Origin of the sequence: Massilia eurypsychrophila (assembly GCF_002760655.1) — a bacterium.
Classification (GTDB): domain Bacteria; phylum Pseudomonadota; class Gammaproteobacteria; order Burkholderiales; family Burkholderiaceae_D; genus JAFCUW01.
Map to the genome: position 1 here is coordinate 237,396 of NZ_PDOC01000004.1, position 17,428 is coordinate 254,823.

Below are 17,428 nucleotides of genomic sequence, written 5' to 3' on the forward strand. Positions count from 1 at the left end.
TGCAGGATGCTTTAGCCGAGCTGCTCGAGCATCGTTTCGGCATTCGATACCTTGAAGCCGTTTTCTTCGACGTTGAGCTGCTTGACGACGCCGTCTTCGACGACCATCGAGTAGCGCTGCGAGCGCGTGCCCATGCCGTGCTTGGAAAAGTCGACGGACAGGCCGAGTGCCTTGCTGAAGTCGCCGTTGCCGTCAGCCATCATGCGGACGATGCCGGTCGACTTCTGGTCGCGGCCCCATGCGCCCATGACAAAGGCGTCGTTGACCGAGATGCACCAGATTTCATCGACGCCTTTGGCCTTCAGGGCGTCGGCATTGGCGACGTAGCCTGGCACGTGCTGGGCCGAGCAGGTCGGGGTGAAGGCGCCCGGCAGGCCGAAGATGGCGATCTTCTTGCCCTTGGTCAGTTCGGAGACCTGGAACGTGTTCGGGCCGAGGGAGCAGCCTTCGGTTTCGGTCTCGATGAATTCTGCGAGCGTGCCTTCTGGCAATTTATCGCCGACTTTGATGGTCATTGAAGACTCCTTATCTGGTAAAAGAATATTGTGGGATCGATCATAGTGCGAACAGGCAGTATGCCTGATCTGACAAGAACGTGCAGGCAAGCGACCGGCCTCGGCCGGCTGGCCGCTACTGGCTGCCGGCAGCGAAGTATTCGTAGTTGGCCGTGTTGACCGACGACACCCGGTACTCGATCGGCTGCTGATTGAACGACAACGCTACCCGGTGCATTTCCAGCAGCGGCGCGCCCGGCGCGCAACCGAGCAGCGCCGCGTGGGGCACGCTGGCGAGGTTGCCGCGCAGGCGTTCGTCGATGCGGATCACGTTCATGCCAAAGCCGGTCTGGTACAGGTTGTAGAGGGTGTTCGGGCGCTCGCGCAGCATCTGCTCGGTCAGGCCGGCGAACATCGCGGCGGGAAGATAAATCTCGTCGACGATCACCGGCTCGCCGTTCAAGGTGAGCACGTTGGTGTAGTGGACCACCTTGGCATTGCGCGAGATGGCCAGCTTGTCGGCGACGCGCTTGTCGGCCTTGGCGTGGCCGAAGCCAACCAGTTCCACCGTCGGGTAGGTGCGCACGCCGTCCTGGCGCACGATATTGAAGAAGCGGAACAGCTGCTGCTCGCGGTTGTGCGTGGCCACATACGTGCCGCGCCCCTGGTGGCGGATCAGGATGTTCTCGGCCACCAGCTCGTCGATCGCCTTGCGCAGCGTACCGATCGACACGGCGAAGCGTTCGCTGAGCTTCTTTTCGGCCGGGATCGCTTCACCCGGCTTCCACTCACCGGCGGACAGCGCCGCGAGCATGCGACGCGCCACTTCCTTGTAAAGCGTCGCGCCCAGGCTGGTAGACGGATCGAGGTCGTTCATGGTCATGGCGGCAGAGAAGCTGATGGAGCCACCATTTTAATAGCAATAAGGCGCCGCAAGGCGATTTCCCGTCCTATTTATCCAGATGATCCAGTTCACATGCCAAGCCGCTCGGCCAGCGGTCTTTAATTAAGTCTGTATGATCTATGTCATCTAGTTGACTTGGTGAATATTTGCGCCTACTATGGACTCGTTTGCAGCTCAGCGCATCCCACCCAACCCACACCCAGGAGACAAGCATGATCCATGTTGTATTGCATGACGCGACCGACACAGTCGCGGTGGCGGTCGTCGAAGGCATCCAGGCAGGCGCCGAACTGACCGCGTGGATCATGGACGACGACCGCACGGTGATGCTCACCGCGCTCGACGACATCCCGATGGGGCACAAGATCGCGATGGCCGACCTGGCCGTCGGCGACACGGTGATCAAGTACGGCGTCGACATCGGCAAGGTGGTGGCCAGCGCCCGGCGCGGACAGCACGCGCACGTCCACAACATCAAGACCAAGCGCTGGTAAGCGCGGCGTATTTCATTTCCTGCCCTCCCAACCACGAACAGGCCTATCCAATGATCTCGAAAGACACCACCTTCCTCGGCTACCGCCGCGAAAACGGCCGCGTCGGCGTGCGCAACCACGTCATCATCCTGCCGCTCGACGACCTGTCCAACGCCGCCTGCGAAGCAGTCGCCCACAACATCAAGGGCGCGATGGCGATCCCGCACCCGTACGGCCGCCTGCAGTTCGGCGCCGACCTGGACCTGCACTTCCGCACCCTGATTGGCACCGGCTCGAATCCCAACGTGGCCGCCGTGGTGGTGATCGGCATCGAGGACGGCTGGACCCAGAAGGTGGTCGAAGGGATCGCCGCGACGGGCAAGCCGGTGGTCGGCTTTGGCATCGAAGGCCATGGCGACCACGAGACGATCCTGAAAGCGTCGCGCAAGGCGCGCGAATTCGTCCAGACGGCGTCCGAGCTGCAGCGCGTCGAATGCCCGATCAGCGAACTGTGGGTATCGACCAAGTGCGGCGAGAGCGACACCACCTCCGGCTGCGGCGCCAACCCGACCGTCGGCAACGCATTCGACAAGCTCCATGCGCTGGGCAGCACGCTGGTGTTCGGCGAAACGTCCGAGATCACCGGCGGCGAGAGCATCGTGGCGGCGCGCTGCGCCAACGACGATGTACGCGAGCGCTTCATGTTCATGTTCAACCGTTACCAGGACATGATCAACCGCCACAAGACGTCCGACCTGTCCGACTCGCAGCCGACCAAGGGCAATATCGCCGGCGGCTTGACCACGATCGAAGAAAAAGCGATGGGCAATATCCAGAAGATCGGCAAGAAGTGCAGCGTCGATGGCGTCATCGACAAGGCCGAAATACCGACCCACCCGGGCCTGTGGTTCATGGATTCGTCCTCCGCCGCAGCCGAGATGGTAACGCTGTGCGCGGCGTCGGGCTACGTGGTCCACTTCTTCCCGACCGGCCAGGGCAACGTGATCGGCAACCCGATTCTGCCGGTCATCAAGATCTGCGCCAACCCGCGCACGGTACGCTTGATGAGCGAGCATATCGACGTCGATTGTTCCGGCCTGCTGCAGCGCGAAAAGTCGCTCGACCAGACTGGCGACCAGCTGCTCGAGATGATGGTGGCCACCGCCAACGGCCGCCTCACCGATGCCGAAGTGCTCGGCCACCGCGAGTTCGTGCTCACGCGACTGTACGAAAGCGCGTAATTCCCAGCCCTGCCAATGGAGCGACAATGACTGTACTGATCAGCGAATTCATGGACGAAGGCGCGGTGGCCGCGCTGGCCGCAGAATTCGCCACCGACTACGATCCGGACCTGGTCGACCACCGCGCCGCGCTGCTGGCGCGCGTGGCCGGCGCCACTGCGCTGATCGTGCGCAACCGCACCCAGGTCGATGGCGCCGTGCTCGACGCCGCGCCGCTGTTGCGGGTGGTGGGACGCTTGGGTGTTGGCCTCGACAATATCGACGTGGCCGCCTGCGCGGCGCGCGGCGTGGCCGTCATTCCCGCCACCGGCGCGAACGCGCTGGCGGTGGCCGAATACGTGATCTGCACGGCGATGGCGCTGCTGCGCCAGGCCTACACGCGCAGCGGCGAAACGGCCGCCGGCGCCTGGCCGCGCGGCGCCTTGTCGAATGGCCGCGAAATCGGCGGCAAGACGCTCGGCCTGATCGGCTTCGGCGGCATCGGCCAGCTATGCGCCAGCCTGGCCCGGGGCCTCGGCATGCAGGTCGTCGCGCATGATCCGCTGCTGGCCGCCGCCTCGCCGCTGTGGGCGCAAACCGGCGTCGGCCGGCGCTCGCTCGAGGCGCTGCTGGCCGAGTCGGACGTGGTGTCGCTGCACGCGCCGCTCACGCCCGGCACGCGCAACCTGATCGACGCCGCCGCGCTTGGACGCATGCGCGCCGGTGCTATTCTGGTCAACACCTCGCGCGGCGGCATCGTCGACGAAACGGCGCTCTCTGCCGCGCTGCACTCCGGGCATTTGGGCGGCGCGGCGATCGACGTGTTCGAGCAGGAGCCGCTAGGCGCCGGTAGCGCGCTGGCCGACGCGCCCAACGCGATCCTGACGCCGCATATTGCCGGCGTGACGTCCGAATCGAACCTGCGCGTCAGCGGCCTGATCGCCGAACGGGTGGCCGCCTTGCTGCGCACTGCGCCACATTAAACGACAACGCGGTGCGCGGCGCTTGTGCCTTGCCCCGCTTCACTTTTCCGCCCCAGGAGCGACCATGCCGCGTCATTCTATTGAACACCTCACCGAACTTGCCGTGCGCGCGCTCGAAGCGGCCGGCGCCAATGCGCCCGCGGCCCGCGCCAGCGCGCGGGCGCTGGTTGCGGCCGACGCCCAGGGACTGAACTCGCACGGCCTGTCGCGCATCCCGCAGTACACCACTTTCCTGCGTAACGGCCGCAGTGTGGGCAGCGCCGAACCTTCCATCCGCAACGCCAAAGGAGCGGCCGCGCTGGTCGATGCCCACTGCGGCATGGCCTACGCGGCGTGCGACCTGGCGGTCGAACGCTGCATCGCCAACGCGCGTGAATTTGGCATCGGCTGCGTCGGTGTCACAAACAGCAACCACTTCGGCGCCGCCGCCCTGCACCTTGAAGCAATCGGCGCGGCGGGCATGGTGGGCATGGCGTTTTCCAATTCACCGGCGGCGATGCCGGCCTGGGGCGGGCGCACGCCGCTGTTCGGCACCAATCCGATCGCCGCCATTTTCCCGCGCCGCCGCGCAGAGCCGCTGGTCATCGACCTGGCGCTGAGCGAGACGGCGCGCGGCAAGATCATGCTTGCCGCCAAAGAAGGCAAGCCGATTCCGGCCGGCTGGGCGGTCGACCGCGACGGCAAGCCTACTACCGATGCGCGCGAAGCGCTGGCCGGCAGCATGCTGCCGGCGGGCGGCGTCAAGGGCGCGATGCTGGCGCTGACGGTGGAACTGCTGGCGGTGGCGCTGACCGGCGCCGCGTTCGGCTTCGAGGCCGACTCCTTTTTTACCGATGAAGGCAATCAGCCGCGGCTTGGCCAACTGTTCCTGGCGGTCGACCCGGGCGCGCTGGCCGGCGCCGACGCCTATTTTTCGCGCACCGAGGTACTGGTGGCGGCCATGCTGGACGACGACGCCGTGCGCCTTCCTGGCGAACGCCGGCGCCAGCTCGCTGCCGATGCGGCGCGCGACGGCATTAACATCCCCGACGCCCTGTACCAGCAGATCACCGCGCTGGCGGCCGGCCAATTCAGAAGACCTTGACATTGTCCTGGCCAGTGAGTTTGGCCAGGACGATATTTTTTGTCACGGGCGGTGCTGCGCCAGCCACCGCCGCACGTTTTCCACCTCAGCGCTATCGCACGACAGGCCAAGCTTGGTGCGGCGCCACAGCACATCGTCCGCATCAGCTGCCCATTCGACCTCGGCCAGGTAGCGCAACTCGCATTCAAACAGACCTGGCGCCAGTTCCGCCCCCAGTTGCGCCAGCGAGGACACGCCGCCCAGCATCCGCGCCGCACGGCTGCCGTAGCCGCGCGCGTAGCGCAAGGCAAGCGGCTCCGGCAGCCACGGATGGGCCGCCCGGAACCGCGCCAGGAACGGGGCAAAGGCATCGCCGTTCGCCAGTTCGCCGGCGTCCTCCAGGTCGCCGCCCGGCAGCGGCTCCTGCGCGGTCCAGTCGGCGCCGGTGCAGGCCAGGCGTGGCGCCAGCAATCCAAGCGCCTCCTCGGCCAATTTGCGGTAAGTGGTGATCTTGCCGCCCCATACGTGCAGCAGCGGCGGACCGCCTGCCGGCATGTCGAGCAGATAATCGCGCGTGACGGCCGACGCCTCGCCGGCGCTGTCATCCAACAGCGGGCGCACGCCGGAGTAGGTCCACACCACGTCGGCCTTGCCGATCTGCTTGTGAAAGTAGGCGTTGGTCAGCCGGCACAGGTAGTCGACTTCATCTTCGCCGATCGCCACCTTCGCGGGATCGCCCTTGTATTCAAGGTCGGTCGTTCCGATCAGCGTGTAGTGCTCCTGGTAAGGAATCGCGAACACGATGCGGCGGTCCGAATTTTGAATGATATAGGCGTAAGGGTGCGTGAACAGGCGTGGCACCACGATGTGGCTGCCTTTTACCAGCCGCAGCGCGCGCGGCTTGGCCTGGCCCGACGCGAGCTGAGCGACCTGCGCCGCCCACGGCCCGGCCGCGTTGACCACCGCACGCGCCTTGACCTGGAAATGCCGCGCCCCTTCCAGCGTGGCCAGCCAGCCGTCGCCGTCGCGCGCCACATGCGTGCAGCTGGTGCGCGTGAGGATGCGCGCGCCGCGCTCGTGCGCATCGAGCGCATTGAGCACGACCAGGCGGGCGTCGTCGACCCAGCCATCGGAATACTCGAATCCGCGCTGCCGGCCGCCTTTGAGCGGCATCCCGGCCACATGGTCGTTCAGGCGGATGCCGCGCGAGGCCGGCAGGAAGGCACGCCGCGCCAGGTGATCGTACAAGAACAGGCCGGCGCGGATCATCCAGGCCGGCCGCGTGCTGGCCTCATGCGGCATGACGAAACGCAGCGGCCAGATGATATGGGGCGCCAGGCGCAGCAGCACTTCCCGCTCGCGCAAGGCCTTGCGCACCAGGCCGAACTCGTAGTATTCGAGGTAGCGCAAGCCGCCATGAACGAGCTTGGTGCTCGCCGACGACGTGTGCTGCGCCAGGTCGTCGCGCTCGCATAGCACCACCGACAGGCCACGGCCGGCGGCGTCGCGCGCGATGCCCGCGCCATTGATGCCGCCGCCGATCACCAGCAGGTCGCAGGCAATCTCCTGCACCGCGGCGGTCACGGCGCCGCCTGTTCTTGCCAGCTGCGCGTGAGCGCCACCGCGCGCCGCCAGCGCGCCAGCGTGGCGCCGCGCCAGTCGTCCGAACGGCGCGGCTCGAAAGCCCGGTCCAGCTTCCAATGCGCGCCGATTTCGTCCAGGCCCGACCACACGCCGCAGCCAAGTCCGGCCAGGTAAGCGGCGCCGAGCGCAGTCGTTTCGGTCACCCGCGGGCGCAGCACCGGCACGCCCAGCACGTCGGCCTGGAACTGCATCAGCAAATCGTTGGCGCTGGCGCCACCGTCGACGCGCAATTCGTGCAAGGGTGTGCCGGCATCGAGCTCCATTGCATGCATCAGGTCCGCGCTTTGCAGCGCGATCGATTCGAGCGCGGCGCGCGCAATCTGTCCGCGGCCGGTCGCGCGCGTCATGCCCAGCAGCGTGGCGCGGGCGCCGGCATCCCAATACGGGGCGCCCAGGCCGGTAAAGGCGGGCACCATCAGCACGCCGCCGGTGTCCGGTACGCTGGCGGCCAGTGCTTCGACTTCGCCGCTGTGGCCGATGATGCCCAGGCTGTCGCGCAGCCACTGCACCGTGGCGCCGCCCATGAAGACACTGGCCTCGAGCAGGTAGGTGGTCTGACCGCCGGCCTGCCAGCCGACGGTGGTGAGCAGCCGGTGCTGCGACGCCCGCGCTTCGGCGCCGGTGTTTTGCAGCATGAAGCATCCGGTGCCGTAGGTATTCTTGGCCATGCCGGGATGGTGGCACGCCTGACCGAAGGTGGCTGCCTGCTGGTCGCCCGCGATGCCCGCGATCGCGATCGGGGCGCCGAACAATGCCGCGTCGGTGTAGCCGCACACGCCGCTGCTGGGCACCACTTCGGGCAGCAGCTGGGGCGCAATGTCAAACAGCGCAAGCAGCTCGTCGTCCCAGGCGCAGGTATGGATATTAAACAGCATCGTGCGCGCCGCGTTCGATGGATCGGTCACGTGCAGCCGCCCGCCGGTGAGCATGAACAGCAGATAGCTGTCGACGGTACCGAAACACAGTTCGCCGCGCGCGGCGCGGGCGCGCCCGTCAGGCACGTGATCGAGCAGCCAGGCCAGCTTGGTGGCGGAAAAATATGGGTCGATCACCAGACCGGTGCGCGAGGTGATCAGCTCCGCGTGGCCAGCTTCACGCAGGCGCTCGCATATGGCGGCGGTGCGCCGGTCCTGCCACACGATGGCGTTGGCCAGCGGCGCGCCGCCGTCGCGCTCCCACAGCACCGTGGTCTCGCGCTGGTTGGTCATGCCGATCGCCTTGATCGATTGCGGCGCCAGGCCATGCATCGCCGCGCGCGCCACCGCAAGCTGCGCCTGCCACAGCGCACGCGCGTCGGTCTCGACCCACCCGGGATGCGGATAGTGCAGCGCCAGTTCCTGCTGCGCGCGCGCCACCGGCTGGCCGTGATGGTCGAACACGATGGCGCGCGAACTGGTTGTGCCCTGGTCTAGCGCTAATAGATAGCTCACTGGCTTCCTTCCTGGTGTACTTTACGGCTGGCGGATTGTTAAAACAAACTTTCGTTGACATCGAAGATGAATCACTTTATGGTAGACATATTAATCATCTATATGAATCTTACGGCCAAAGGTGGTGCTGCGCAAGGCAAAAGATCGCCCGCGCACACGTTGGCATACCCGAATCGAAGGAACGCATGGCCACATCGACACCACGTCGCCCCCTGTCGGAATTACGCAGCCAGCGCTGGCTGGCGCCGGACGACATGCGTTCGTTCGCGCACCGCCAGCGGCTGCAGCAAATGGGACTGCGGCGCGAAGAGTTCATGGGCCGTCCCGTCATCGCCATCATCAATACCTGGAGCGACCTGTCGCCCTGCCATGCCCACTTGCGCGAGCGCGCCGACGCTGTGCGGCGCGGCATCCTGCTCGCCGGCGGCTTCCCGGTCGAACTGCCGGCCATGTCGCTGGGCGAAGTGATGGTCAAGCCGACCACCATGATCTACCGGAATTTCCTGGCGATGGAAGTCGAGGAGCTGCTGCGCTCCCTGCCGATCGACGGCGCCGTGCTGCTCGGCGGCTGCGACAAGACCACGCCCGGCATGCTGATGGGCGCCATCAGCATGGACATCCCGGTGATCTTCTGTCCGGCCGGCCCGATGCTCAATGACCGCCATCGCGGCCACAGCGTCGGCGCCGGCACCCACACCCGCATGTTCTGGGACGACTACGTCGCCGGCGCCATCGACCAGCCGGAGTGGATACGGCTCGAAGCGAAGATGACGCGCTCGCCCGGCACCTGCAACACGATGGGCACGGCCAGCACCATGACCGCGATCGCCGAGGCGATGGGCATGACCTTGCCGGGCGCGTCGAGCATTCCGGCGATGGACTCGAACCATCCGCGCATGGCCGCGCAGTGCGGCGCGCGCGCCGTCGACATGGTGTGGGAAGACCTGAAGCCGTCGCGCATCCTCACCCGCGCCGCCATCGACAACGGCGTGGTGGCATACATGGCGCTGGGCGGCTCGACCAACGCGGCGATCCACCTGGTCGCCATCGCCGGGCGCGCCGGCATTAACCTGACGCTCGACCAGATGGCGCGCACGGCCACCACGGTACCGGTGCTGGCCAACCTGTTCCCGTCCGGCGACAAGCTGATGGAAGACTTCTATTACGCCGGCGGCCTGCCCGCGCTGCTGGCCGAGGTGGCGCCGCAGCTCGCACTCGATTGTCTTACCGTGACCGGCCGCACACTGGGCGAAAACATCGCCAGTGCCTCCAGCACCGATGCGCAGGTGATCCGCTCCCTCGCCGAGCCGGTGTCGGCGCTTGGCGCGCTGGCTGTTTTGCGCGGCAACCTGTGCCCGGACGGCGCCGTCATCAAGCCATCTGCCGCCAATCCGAAATTCTTCCGCCACCGCGGCCGCGCGCTGGTGTTCGATTCGAACGCCGACATGCTGGCGCGGATCAACCAGAGCGACCTCGATGTGGATGAGGACACGGTGCTCATTTTGCGCAACGGCGGACCGATCGGCGCGCCCGGCATGCCGGAATGGGGCAATCTGCCGATACCGAAAAAGCTGCTGCAGGCGGGCGTGCGCGACATGCTGCGCGTGTCGGATGCGCGCATGAGCGGCACCCATTACGGCACCTGCGTACTGCACGTCACGCCCGAAGCGGCCGTCGGCGGCCCGTTGGCGCTGGTGGCGACCGGCGACATCATCGAACTCGATCTCGACGCCGGCTCGCTCAACATGATGGTCAGCGACGACGAACTGGCGCGTCGGCGCGCCGCGTGGCAAGCGCCGGTGCACCCTTACCGGCGCGGCTACACGCGCCTTTACATCGAACACGTAACGCAGGCCGACAAGGGCTGCGACCTCGACTTCCTGCTGGGGAACGAGCCGACGCCGGAGCCGCCCATCTTCTGACCCGGCCTCCATCGCCGCCGGCGCACCGCATAACAACAACGAACAACAACACGAGACAAGACCATGGATATCCTGAACAATCCGTTCCGCGCGCTGCTCGCTGCCGGCTCGCCGCCGCTTGGCACCTGGCTCATGTCCGGCTCCCCGGCGACGGCCGAAGCGATGGGCTGCGCCGGCTTTGACTGGCTGTGCGTCGACATGGAGCATGTGCCGCTTGGCTTTGGCGACGCCATCGCGATCTTGCAGGCGATCGCCGGCACCCGCGCCTGCCCGGTGCTGCGCGTGGCCTGGAACGACCAGGTGCTGGTCAAGCGCGCGCTCGACATTGGCGCCCAGACATTGATGTTCCCGTTCGTCGAGAACGCCGATGAGGCACGCCGTGCGGTCGCCTCGACACGCTACCCGGCGCCGGGACAGGAAACGCCCGGCACGCGCGGCTACGCCGCCATGCACCGCGCCAGCCGCTACGGCACCGCGCAAGGCTACAACGAGCGCGCCAACGATGCCATCGTGCGCATCATCCAGATCGAAACACCGGGCTCGCTCGCGCGGCTGGAAGAAATCGCCGCCATCGACGGTGTCGACGCGCTGTTCGTCGGGCCCGGCGACATGGCCGCAGCTCTGGGCCATTTGGGCGACATCGCTCACCCGGATGTGCAGGCTGCCATTGCCGACGCCGCGCGGCGCGCCAAAGCGGTCGGCAAACCGATTGGCATCGTCGGCCCGACGCCGGAGATGGTGGCCAGGTTCATCGCCTACGGCTACTCGTACGTGGCGGTCGCGTCGGACATGGGCATGATGATGCGCCAGGCGAACGCCTTCCTGGCCGACCTGCGCGCCATTCCTGGAGTCGCACTCAACACCGGGGCCTACTGATGGATCCGCGCATGTCGGGCGTCAAGCTCGAAGGCGTCGTCAAACAATATGAAGGCGGGCTGCAGGTCATCCACGGCATTGACCTCGAGATCCGGCGCGGCGAATTCGTCGTCTTCGTCGGCCCTTCCGGCTGCGGCAAGTCAACCTTGATGCGCATGGTGGCCGGCCTCGAAAGCATCTCCGCCGGCACCATCTCGATCGACGGGCGCGTCGTCAACGAGCTGCCGCCGCGCGAACGCGACATCGCCATGGTGTTCCAGGACTACGCGCTGTATCCGCACAAGAGCGTGTACGACAACCTCGCATTCGGGCTGAAGCTGCGCAAGACCCCTGCCGCCGACATCGCCAAGCGCGTCGCCGACGCAGCCGCTATCCTGAAGATCACTCACCTGCTCGACCGCAAGCCGAGAGCGCTGTCCGGCGGCCAGCGCCAGCGCGTGGCGATGGGCCGCGCGATCGTGCGCAACGCCAAACTGTTCCTGTTCGACGAGCCGCTGTCGAACCTGGACGCACTGCTGCGCTCCGAAATGCGCACCGAGATCAAGAAGCTGCACCAGCGGATCGGCGCCACCACCATCTATGTGACGCACGACCAGGTCGAGGCGATGACGCTGGCCGAGCGCATCGTCGTGCTCGACGCCGGACGCATCATGCAGGTCGGTACTCCCGACGAGATCTACCAGCGTCCGGTGTCGCGCTTCGTGGCCGGCTTCACCGGCTCGCCGCCGATGAATTTTCTAAAGGCGACCATCGACGTGCGCGATGGCGGCGCGTCGATCGTCGTCGGCGCCAGCGCCCTGGCGATCCCCGATTCGCTGCGCGCCTGCGTGCAGGGCATGCACGGACGCGAAGTCGAATTCGGCATCCGCCCCGAAGACATCCGGCTGGCGCCGAACGGCGCCAGCCACGCCGCGCTGCCCGCAACGGTGGTGGTGGCCGAACCGCTGGGCGCCGAAACGCTTGTTACGTTCGAGTGCGCGGCCGGCGAACTGATCGCGCGCCTGCCCCCCAGCGTCAAGCTGGCGCCGGCGCAGCCGCGCGCGCTGTCGCTCGACATGGACAAGCTGCACCTGTTCGACGCCGCCAGCGGCCTGTCGCTCGGCATGACGCACCGCGGGAGCTAGCCGATGCATCCGCCTCCCGTTATGACACGCTTGCTGCTGTGCGCCGCACTGCTGGGCGGCGCCTGCCAGCACGCCCTGGCCGAGACGCGCCTGCGCGTGTTCGTCGGCGCGCAGCAGCGTCCCGAAGTGATGCAACAGGTGTTTGCCCGCTACATGGCCCTGCACCCCGGCGTTGTGATCGAAGCCGAAACGGGCGGCGCCACGTCCGAGCTGCAGTCGCGCTACCTGAACATGATGCTGAGCGCGCGCGATAGCCACCTCGACGTCTTCCTGATCGATATCGTGCGCCCCGCGCAGTACGCCGCGGCCAGCTGGCTCGAGCCGCTCGACCGCTACCTTGGCGCCGAGCGCGATACGCTCATCGACAGCTACCTGCCGGCGTACCGGCAGTCGAACGTCATCAACGGCAAGCTGGTGGCGCTGCCCGGCTTTGCCGATGCCCAGTTCCTCTACTACCGCAAGGACCTGCTGGCGCGTCACAATATCGCGCCGCCCACCACCTGGGACGAGCTGGCGGCGGCGGCCCGAAAAGTGATGGCCGCCGAAGCGAACCCCAAGCTGCAAGGCATTAGCTTCCAGGGCAAGGCGGTCGAATCGGCGGTGTGCACCTTCCTGCTGCCGTATTGGAGTCTGGGCGGCGAACTGGCCCCGCGCGGCAAGCTCGAACTGGACCGCGCCAAAGTCACCGCGGGCCTCGACATGTGGCTTGGCCTGGTGCGCCAGGGCGTGGCGAAAAAAAATATCGCCGAAGTGGCCACCGACGACACGCGCAAGGAGTTCCAGGCCGGGAACGCGCTGTTCGCCGTCAACTTCGGCTACGCCTGGAACCACTTCCAGAGCAATCCCGATACCAGGGTGCGTGACCGGGTCGGCGTGATGCCGGTACCGGCCATGCGCGGCGGCGTGCCGGCCGGCTGCATGGGCGGCTGGCAGTGGGCGGTGTCCGCGTTCTCCGGCAACAAGGCTGAATCGGTGCGGCTGATCCGCTGGCTGGCCGGCCCGGAAGCGTCGAAGATGCTGGCCCTGAAGGCGTCGAACCTGCCGGTGTTCGCGCACCTGTACCAGGACAAGGACATCCTCGCGGCCAATCCGTTCTTCGGCGCGGCGCTGCCGGCGGTTCTGGGTGCGCGTCCGCGTCCGGTCACGTCCGAGTACCGAGCGGTGTCCGATGCGCTGCGCATCAACACCAGCGCGGTGCTGGCAGGCGCCAAGAGCATTCCCGCCGCGATCACCGACATCGAGGCGCGCTTTGCGCGCGTCAACCACTAAGGGCGCCGACCATGCAAGCACGCAGTTGGAAAAACCGCCTGGCCGACCCCAGCGAACGCACCCTGGCCTGGCTGCTGCTCGCGCCCGCGGTCCTGCTGCTGCTGCTGGTGGTGGCCTATCCCGTCGGCCGCCTGATCGTCGACAGCTTCTACGACATCCGCATCACGCGCGGCACGGCGCCGCGCTTCATCGGCTTCGATAACTACGTCTATGCGTTTGGCGACGTGCTGTTCTGGCATGCGCTGAAGAACACGATGATCATCACCATCGTCACCGTTCCCGGCGCACTGATCGTGGGCCTGGGCCTGGCGATGCTGGCCAACCTGCCGTTCAGGCGCAAATGGCCGGTGCGCCTGGCGCTGTTGATGCCATGGGCGCTGCCGCTTGCCTTCGTCGGCATGATCTTCGCGTGGTTCTTCCACAGCGAGTACGGCGTTGCCAACGACCTGTTGCGCCGCCTCGGCCTGGAACAGCAGATCTGGTTCAACTCCACCGCCCTGAGCATGATGGCGATCTGCATCGCCACCATCTGGAAGACGTCGTCATTCATGGCGCTGATCCTGCTAGCGGGCCTGCAGACCATTCCCGCATCGCTGTACCAGGCCGCCGAAGTCGACGGCGCCACGCGCTGGAACCAGTTCACCGAAATCACCTTGCCGCTGCTGCTGCCGTCGATGCTGGTGGCGCTGATTTTCCGCACGCTCACAGCAATCCAGTCCTTCGACATCCCCTACAACATGTCGGGCCCGGGCGAAGAGACCAAGACGCTGGCCATGTACATCCAGGGCAGCGCGGTCGACTACCTCGATATCGGCTACAGCTCGGCGCTGGCGGTGTTCATGTTCCTGCTGTCGATGGCCACCACGTTCGTGTATCTCAAATTCGTCAGGGCGGACAAAGAATGAATTCACTGCTGTCCTCGAAGCGGCTGCGCTGGCTCGCCGCGCTGATCGTCATCTTCAACGGCGCCGCGCCGGCGCTGTGGATCCTGCTTACCTCGCTCAAGGGCGAAGCGGAACTGACCCAGCTGCCGATCACCTACCTGCCGCAGGCGCCGACGATGGTCAACTTCGTGCACGCGTTTGCAGACCAGCCGCTGCTCACGTTCCTGTACAACAGCGCCGTCGTCGCCACGTTGTCGACCATCAGCTCCCTGTTCGTCAGCACGCTGGCCGCCTACGCCATCGCGCGCCTGCGCCTGCGCTTTCGCAATGCCATCCTCACGTGCATCATCGCCGTTTCGATGTTCCCGCTGGTGACGCTGATGGTGCCGCTGTTCGAGATCATGCGCGGCCTGGGACTACTCAATACCTACTGGGCGCTGGTGCTGCCATACACGGTGCTCAATCTGCCGATCTGCACGCTGATGCTGGTCAGCTTTTTCCAGGACATCCCGCGCGATATCGAAAATGCCGCCATGCTCGACGGCTGCACCCGCATCGGTGCGCTGTGGGGCATCGTGATGCCGCTGGCGGCGCCTGGCGTGTTCACCGCCGCCATCATCGCCTTCGTCAACGCGTGGGACGAGTTCCTGCTGTCGCTGTCGATGAATTCGGCCGTGGCGTACCGCACCCTCCCGGTCGGCATCCAGCTGTACCAGGGCGAATTCTCCTTCCCGTGGCCGATCGTCTCGGCGGCGCTGGTGGTGGCGCTTGTGCCGGTGCTGATCCTGGTGATGGTATTTCAGGAGAAGGTCGTCAGCGGCCTGACGTCCGGCGGCCTGAAAGGCTGAACCGCGGCCGTCGTTCGTGTTTTTAGTAGTTTGTTACAGGAGTCTGCATGTCATCGACCGTTTTGCACCAAGCCGATTTTTCCCGTTTCGCGCAGCTGCGGCTGGTCGCGCGCGAGGCCCGCCTCGTCCGCTTCGACGCCGACGGCGTCGCCCTGACCGTCAGCGCGGTCGATGGCCGCACGCTGCGCCTGACCCTGGGCAGCACCAGTTTGCCCGACTACGCCTTGCTGCAGCCAACCGCCGTCCCGCCCGCGCTGGCGCTGGCGCAAATCGACGGCGGCTGGCGCATCGACTGCGGCGTGCTGCGTCTGGAATTGCGCGACAATCCGCTGCGCCTGTCGCTGTACCGCGACGGCGAGCTTGTGCTCGAGTCGATCACCGACCAGCACTTCAAGGGCCGCACCCGGCTGCCCGCATTCGGCCGCGCCGGCGACAACCTGTGGTGCGCCGCCATTGCGCTATCGAGCGACAGCGCCGTCTACGGACTGGGCGAAAAATACGGGGCCCTCGACAAGCGCGGCCAACTGGTGCGCGGGCGCACCGAGGATGCGCTCGGCGTCAATACCGAACTGTCGTACAAGAACATCCCGTTCTGCTGGAGCCCGGACGGCTGGGGCCTGCTGGCGCACACGCCGGGCGTGGTGCGCCACGGCGTGGGCTTCGGTCAGTGGTCGCACCGCAGCTACGTGCTCGAAGTCGAGGACGACTGCCTCGACCTGTTCCTGTTCGGCGGCGAACCGGCCGCCATCATCGACAGCTATACCTCGCTGACCGGACGCGCCGCCATTCCGCCCTTGTGGAGCCTGGGCATGTGGCTCTCGCGCGCCTATTACGCCACCCCCGAGGAAGCGATCGAGACGGCGGCAGAACTGCGCAGGCGCAAAATCCCGTGCGACGTGATCACGCTGGACGGCCGCGCCGCGTGGGAAGTGCGCACCCGCTTCGACTTCAAGTGGGACAAGAGCCGCTTCACCGACGCGGCCAAGTCGCTGGCGGCGCTGAAGGCGCACCAGCTCAAAGTGTGCCTGTGGGAGTACCCTTGCGTATCGGTTCACAACCCGCTGTTCGGCGAGCTCGAAAAAAAGGGCTGGCTGCTGAAAAAGGCGGACGGCTCGGCCTACGTATTCGACTGGGTCAAGGACCCGACCGACGATCCGTTCGGCGCGGTGCTCACGCCGCTGCCTCCATCGGGCCTGCTCGACTTTACCCATCCGGACGCCGCGCGCTTCTGGGCCGACAGCCATGACGCCCTGTTCGACGACGGCGTCGACGTGATGAAAACCGATTTCGGCGAACAGGTCGAAGACGACATGCACGCCCACAACGGCGACACCGGGCGCCGCCTGCACAACGTCTACCCGCTGCTCTACAACGGCTGCGTGTACGACGCCACCCAGCGCTACAACGACGCCCACGGGCGCGGCGCGGCCATGGTGTGGGGGCGCGACGGCTTCATCGGCAGCCAGCGCTATCCGATGCAATGGGGCGGCGACCCGCAGACCGACTGGGAAGGCATGGCCGCCAGCATTCGCGGCGCCCTGTCGTATGGCCTGAGCGGCGTGCCGTATTACTCGAGCGATGTCGGCGGCTTTTATGGCGCGCGCCAGCCCGACCCCGAACTCTACCTGCGCTGGACCGCCAACGCAATCTTCTGTTCGCATTTCCGCTACCACGGCATCGGCGTGCGCGAGCCGTGGGGCCTGGGCGAAGAGGCCGAGACGGTCGCGCGCCAGTGGCTGCTGTTTCGCTACCGGCTGATCCCTTACATCATGGGGACGATGCAACAGGCAGCTGCCACTGGCCTGCCGCTGATGCGCGCCATGGCGCTGGCGTTCCCGCACGACCGCGCCGCGCGCGCCTACGAGATGCAGTACATGTTCGGCGACGCTTTGCTGGTCGCCCCCATCATCGCCGCCGGCGGCGCCACCGAGGTATGGTTCCCCGCCGGCAGCGCGTGGTACGACCTGGGCACGGGCGAACGCATCGAGGGCGGACAGGCGCGCACGGTGCACAAGGCCATTGACCAGTTGCCGGTGTACGGGCGCGAAGGCCACCTGCTGTGCCTGGGCCCCGAGGTGCAGCACACCGGCGAAATCGACCTGGCCAATCCGGTCGACCAGGTCTGGCTGTTCGGACAGCCGCGCCACGCGCCAAGCGTGATGAACCAGTGCGTCACGCTCGAACTGGGGCGTGACGGCGCATGGCTGAGCGGCGTAACGGCTGCGCAGTGCCTGCCGGCGGCCGGCACCGGCGTGCAGCAGCGTGGCGCCCGCGTGCGGATAGATTGAGACGCG

Annotated in this window: 15 protein-coding genes; 11 read left to right on the top strand and 4 right to left on the bottom strand. The window is 66.5% G+C overall.

The features are described from left to right. Positions 1 to 11: 11 nt before the first annotated feature. Both CR105_RS09055 and CR105_RS09060 read right to left on the bottom strand, forming a co-directional pair. Positions 12 to 515, bottom strand: a complete 504-nt coding sequence (locus tag CR105_RS09055; protein WP_099788110.1) for a peroxiredoxin — start codon at positions 513 to 515, stop codon at positions 12 to 14. Positions 516 to 630: 115 nt separating this feature from the next. Next, positions 631 to 1,371, bottom strand: a complete 741-nt coding sequence (locus CR105_RS09060; RefSeq protein ID WP_099788333.1) for a GntR family transcriptional regulator — start codon at positions 1,369 to 1,371, stop codon at positions 631 to 633. 239 nt (positions 1,372 to 1,610) lie between these two features. On the opposite strand from CR105_RS09060, the gene CR105_RS09065 reads away from it, so the two are divergent. The 4 genes from CR105_RS09065 (at position 1,611) to CR105_RS09080 (ending at position 5,158) form a co-directional block, all read left to right on the top strand. Further along, positions 1,611 to 1,892, top strand: coding sequence for a UxaA family hydrolase (locus CR105_RS09065; protein ID WP_099788111.1), 282 nt, complete (start codon positions 1,611 to 1,613; stop codon positions 1,890 to 1,892). A gap of 50 nt (positions 1,893 to 1,942) precedes the next feature. After that, positions 1,943 to 3,112 (top strand): UxaA family hydrolase, encoded by a 1,170-nt coding sequence (locus CR105_RS09070; RefSeq protein WP_099788112.1) that lies wholly within the window; start codon positions 1,943 to 1,945, stop codon positions 3,110 to 3,112. Between the two features lie 26 nt (positions 3,113 to 3,138). Beyond that, positions 3,139 to 4,074 carry a hydroxyacid dehydrogenase gene (locus CR105_RS09075; RefSeq protein WP_099788113.1) on the top strand — a complete coding sequence of 312 codons (936 nt, stop codon included), beginning with the start codon at positions 3,139 to 3,141 and terminating at the stop codon, positions 4,072 to 4,074. 64 nt (positions 4,075 to 4,138) lie between these two features. Continuing rightward, a complete protein-coding gene (locus CR105_RS09080; protein WP_099788114.1) occupies positions 4,139 to 5,158 on the top strand; it encodes an Ldh family oxidoreductase in 1,020 nt (339 codons plus the stop codon). A 42-nt stretch (positions 5,159 to 5,200) separates the two neighbouring features. On the opposite strand, the gene glpD is transcribed toward CR105_RS09080, so the two are convergent. Then, a complete protein-coding gene (gene glpD / locus CR105_RS09085; protein ID WP_229413801.1) occupies positions 5,201 to 6,721 on the bottom strand; it encodes a glycerol-3-phosphate dehydrogenase in 1,521 nt (506 codons plus the stop codon). Further along, a complete protein-coding gene (gene glpK, locus CR105_RS28835; protein ID WP_099788115.1) occupies positions 6,718 to 8,211 on the bottom strand; it encodes a glycerol kinase GlpK in 1,494 nt (497 codons plus the stop codon). Before glpK ends, glpD begins: the two co-directional genes overlap by 4 nt. 185 nt (positions 8,212 to 8,396) lie before the next feature. On the opposite strand from glpK, the gene araD reads away from it, so the two are divergent. The 7 genes from araD to CR105_RS09125 all read left to right on the top strand — a co-directional run bounded on the left by araD (position 8,397) and on the right by CR105_RS09125 (position 17,422). Further along, complete coding sequence (gene araD / locus CR105_RS09095) at positions 8,397 to 10,133, top strand: L-arabinonate dehydratase (protein WP_099788116.1); 1,737 nt, start codon at positions 8,397 to 8,399, stop codon at positions 10,131 to 10,133. A gap of 63 nt (positions 10,134 to 10,196) precedes the next feature. Further along, entirely contained in the window at positions 10,197 to 11,009 is an 813-nt protein-coding gene (locus tag CR105_RS09100; RefSeq protein WP_099788117.1) for an HpcH/HpaI aldolase family protein, read from the top strand. Between the two features lie 11 nt (positions 11,010 to 11,020). After that, positions 11,021 to 12,133 (top strand): ABC transporter ATP-binding protein, encoded by a 1,113-nt coding sequence (locus CR105_RS09105; RefSeq protein WP_099788335.1) that lies wholly within the window; start codon positions 11,021 to 11,023, stop codon positions 12,131 to 12,133. 3 nt (positions 12,134 to 12,136) lie between these two features. Next, positions 12,137 to 13,402 carry an ABC transporter substrate-binding protein gene (locus CR105_RS09110; protein ID WP_218968680.1) on the top strand — a complete coding sequence of 422 codons (1,266 nt, stop codon included), beginning with the start codon at positions 12,137 to 12,139 and terminating at the stop codon, positions 13,400 to 13,402. An 11-nt stretch (positions 13,403 to 13,413) separates the two neighbouring features. Beyond that, positions 13,414 to 14,307: a carbohydrate ABC transporter permease gene (locus CR105_RS09115; RefSeq protein ID WP_099788119.1), complete on the top strand. Its 894-nt coding sequence runs from the start codon at positions 13,414 to 13,416 to the stop codon at positions 14,305 to 14,307. Then, complete coding sequence (locus CR105_RS09120; protein WP_099788120.1) at positions 14,304 to 15,134, top strand: carbohydrate ABC transporter permease; 831 nt, start codon at positions 14,304 to 14,306, stop codon at positions 15,132 to 15,134. The genes CR105_RS09115 and CR105_RS09120 overlap by 4 nt, the downstream gene beginning before the upstream one ends. 47 nt (positions 15,135 to 15,181) lie before the next feature. Beyond that, on the top strand, positions 15,182 to 17,422 hold the full coding sequence (locus CR105_RS09125) for a glycoside hydrolase family 31 protein (RefSeq protein WP_099788121.1): 2,241 nt from the start codon (positions 15,182 to 15,184) through the stop codon (positions 17,420 to 17,422). Positions 17,423 to 17,428: the final 6 nt, after the last annotated feature.

What these genes read in the sequence shown, in the direction of transcription:
- CR105_RS09115 (WP_099788119.1), top strand. Translation starts at nt 13,414, where the DNA reads ATGCAAGCACGCAGTTGGAAAAACCGCCTGGCCGACCCCAGCGAACGC.
- CR105_RS09105 (WP_099788335.1), top strand. Translation starts at nt 11,021, where the DNA reads ATGTCGGGCGTCAAGCTCGAAGGCGTCGTCAAACAATATGAAGGCGGG.
- CR105_RS09065 (WP_099788111.1), top strand. Translation starts at nt 1,611, where the DNA reads ATGATCCATGTTGTATTGCATGACGCGACCGACACAGTCGCGGTGGCG.
- CR105_RS09110 (WP_218968680.1), top strand. Translation starts at nt 12,137, where the DNA reads ATGCATCCGCCTCCCGTTATGACACGCTTGCTGCTGTGCGCCGCACTG.
- CR105_RS09080 (WP_099788114.1), top strand. Translation starts at nt 4,139, where the DNA reads ATGCCGCGTCATTCTATTGAACACCTCACCGAACTTGCCGTGCGCGCG.
- CR105_RS09070 (WP_099788112.1), top strand. Translation starts at nt 1,943, where the DNA reads ATGATCTCGAAAGACACCACCTTCCTCGGCTACCGCCGCGAAAACGGC.
- CR105_RS09125 (WP_099788121.1), top strand. Translation starts at nt 15,182, where the DNA reads ATGTCATCGACCGTTTTGCACCAAGCCGATTTTTCCCGTTTCGCGCAG.
- CR105_RS09100 (WP_099788117.1), top strand. Translation starts at nt 10,197, where the DNA reads ATGGATATCCTGAACAATCCGTTCCGCGCGCTGCTCGCTGCCGGCTCG.
- CR105_RS09060 (WP_099788333.1), bottom strand. Translation starts at nt 1,371, where the DNA reads ATGAACGACCTCGATCCGTCTACCAGCCTGGGCGCGACGCTTTACAAG.
- CR105_RS09120 (WP_099788120.1), top strand. Translation starts at nt 14,304, where the DNA reads ATGAATTCACTGCTGTCCTCGAAGCGGCTGCGCTGGCTCGCCGCGCTG.
- araD (WP_099788116.1), top strand. Translation starts at nt 8,397, where the DNA reads ATGGCCACATCGACACCACGTCGCCCCCTGTCGGAATTACGCAGCCAG.
- CR105_RS09075 (WP_099788113.1), top strand. Translation starts at nt 3,139, where the DNA reads ATGACTGTACTGATCAGCGAATTCATGGACGAAGGCGCGGTGGCCGCG.
- CR105_RS09055 (WP_099788110.1), bottom strand. Translation starts at nt 515, where the DNA reads ATGACCATCAAAGTCGGCGATAAATTGCCAGAAGGCACGCTCGCAGAA.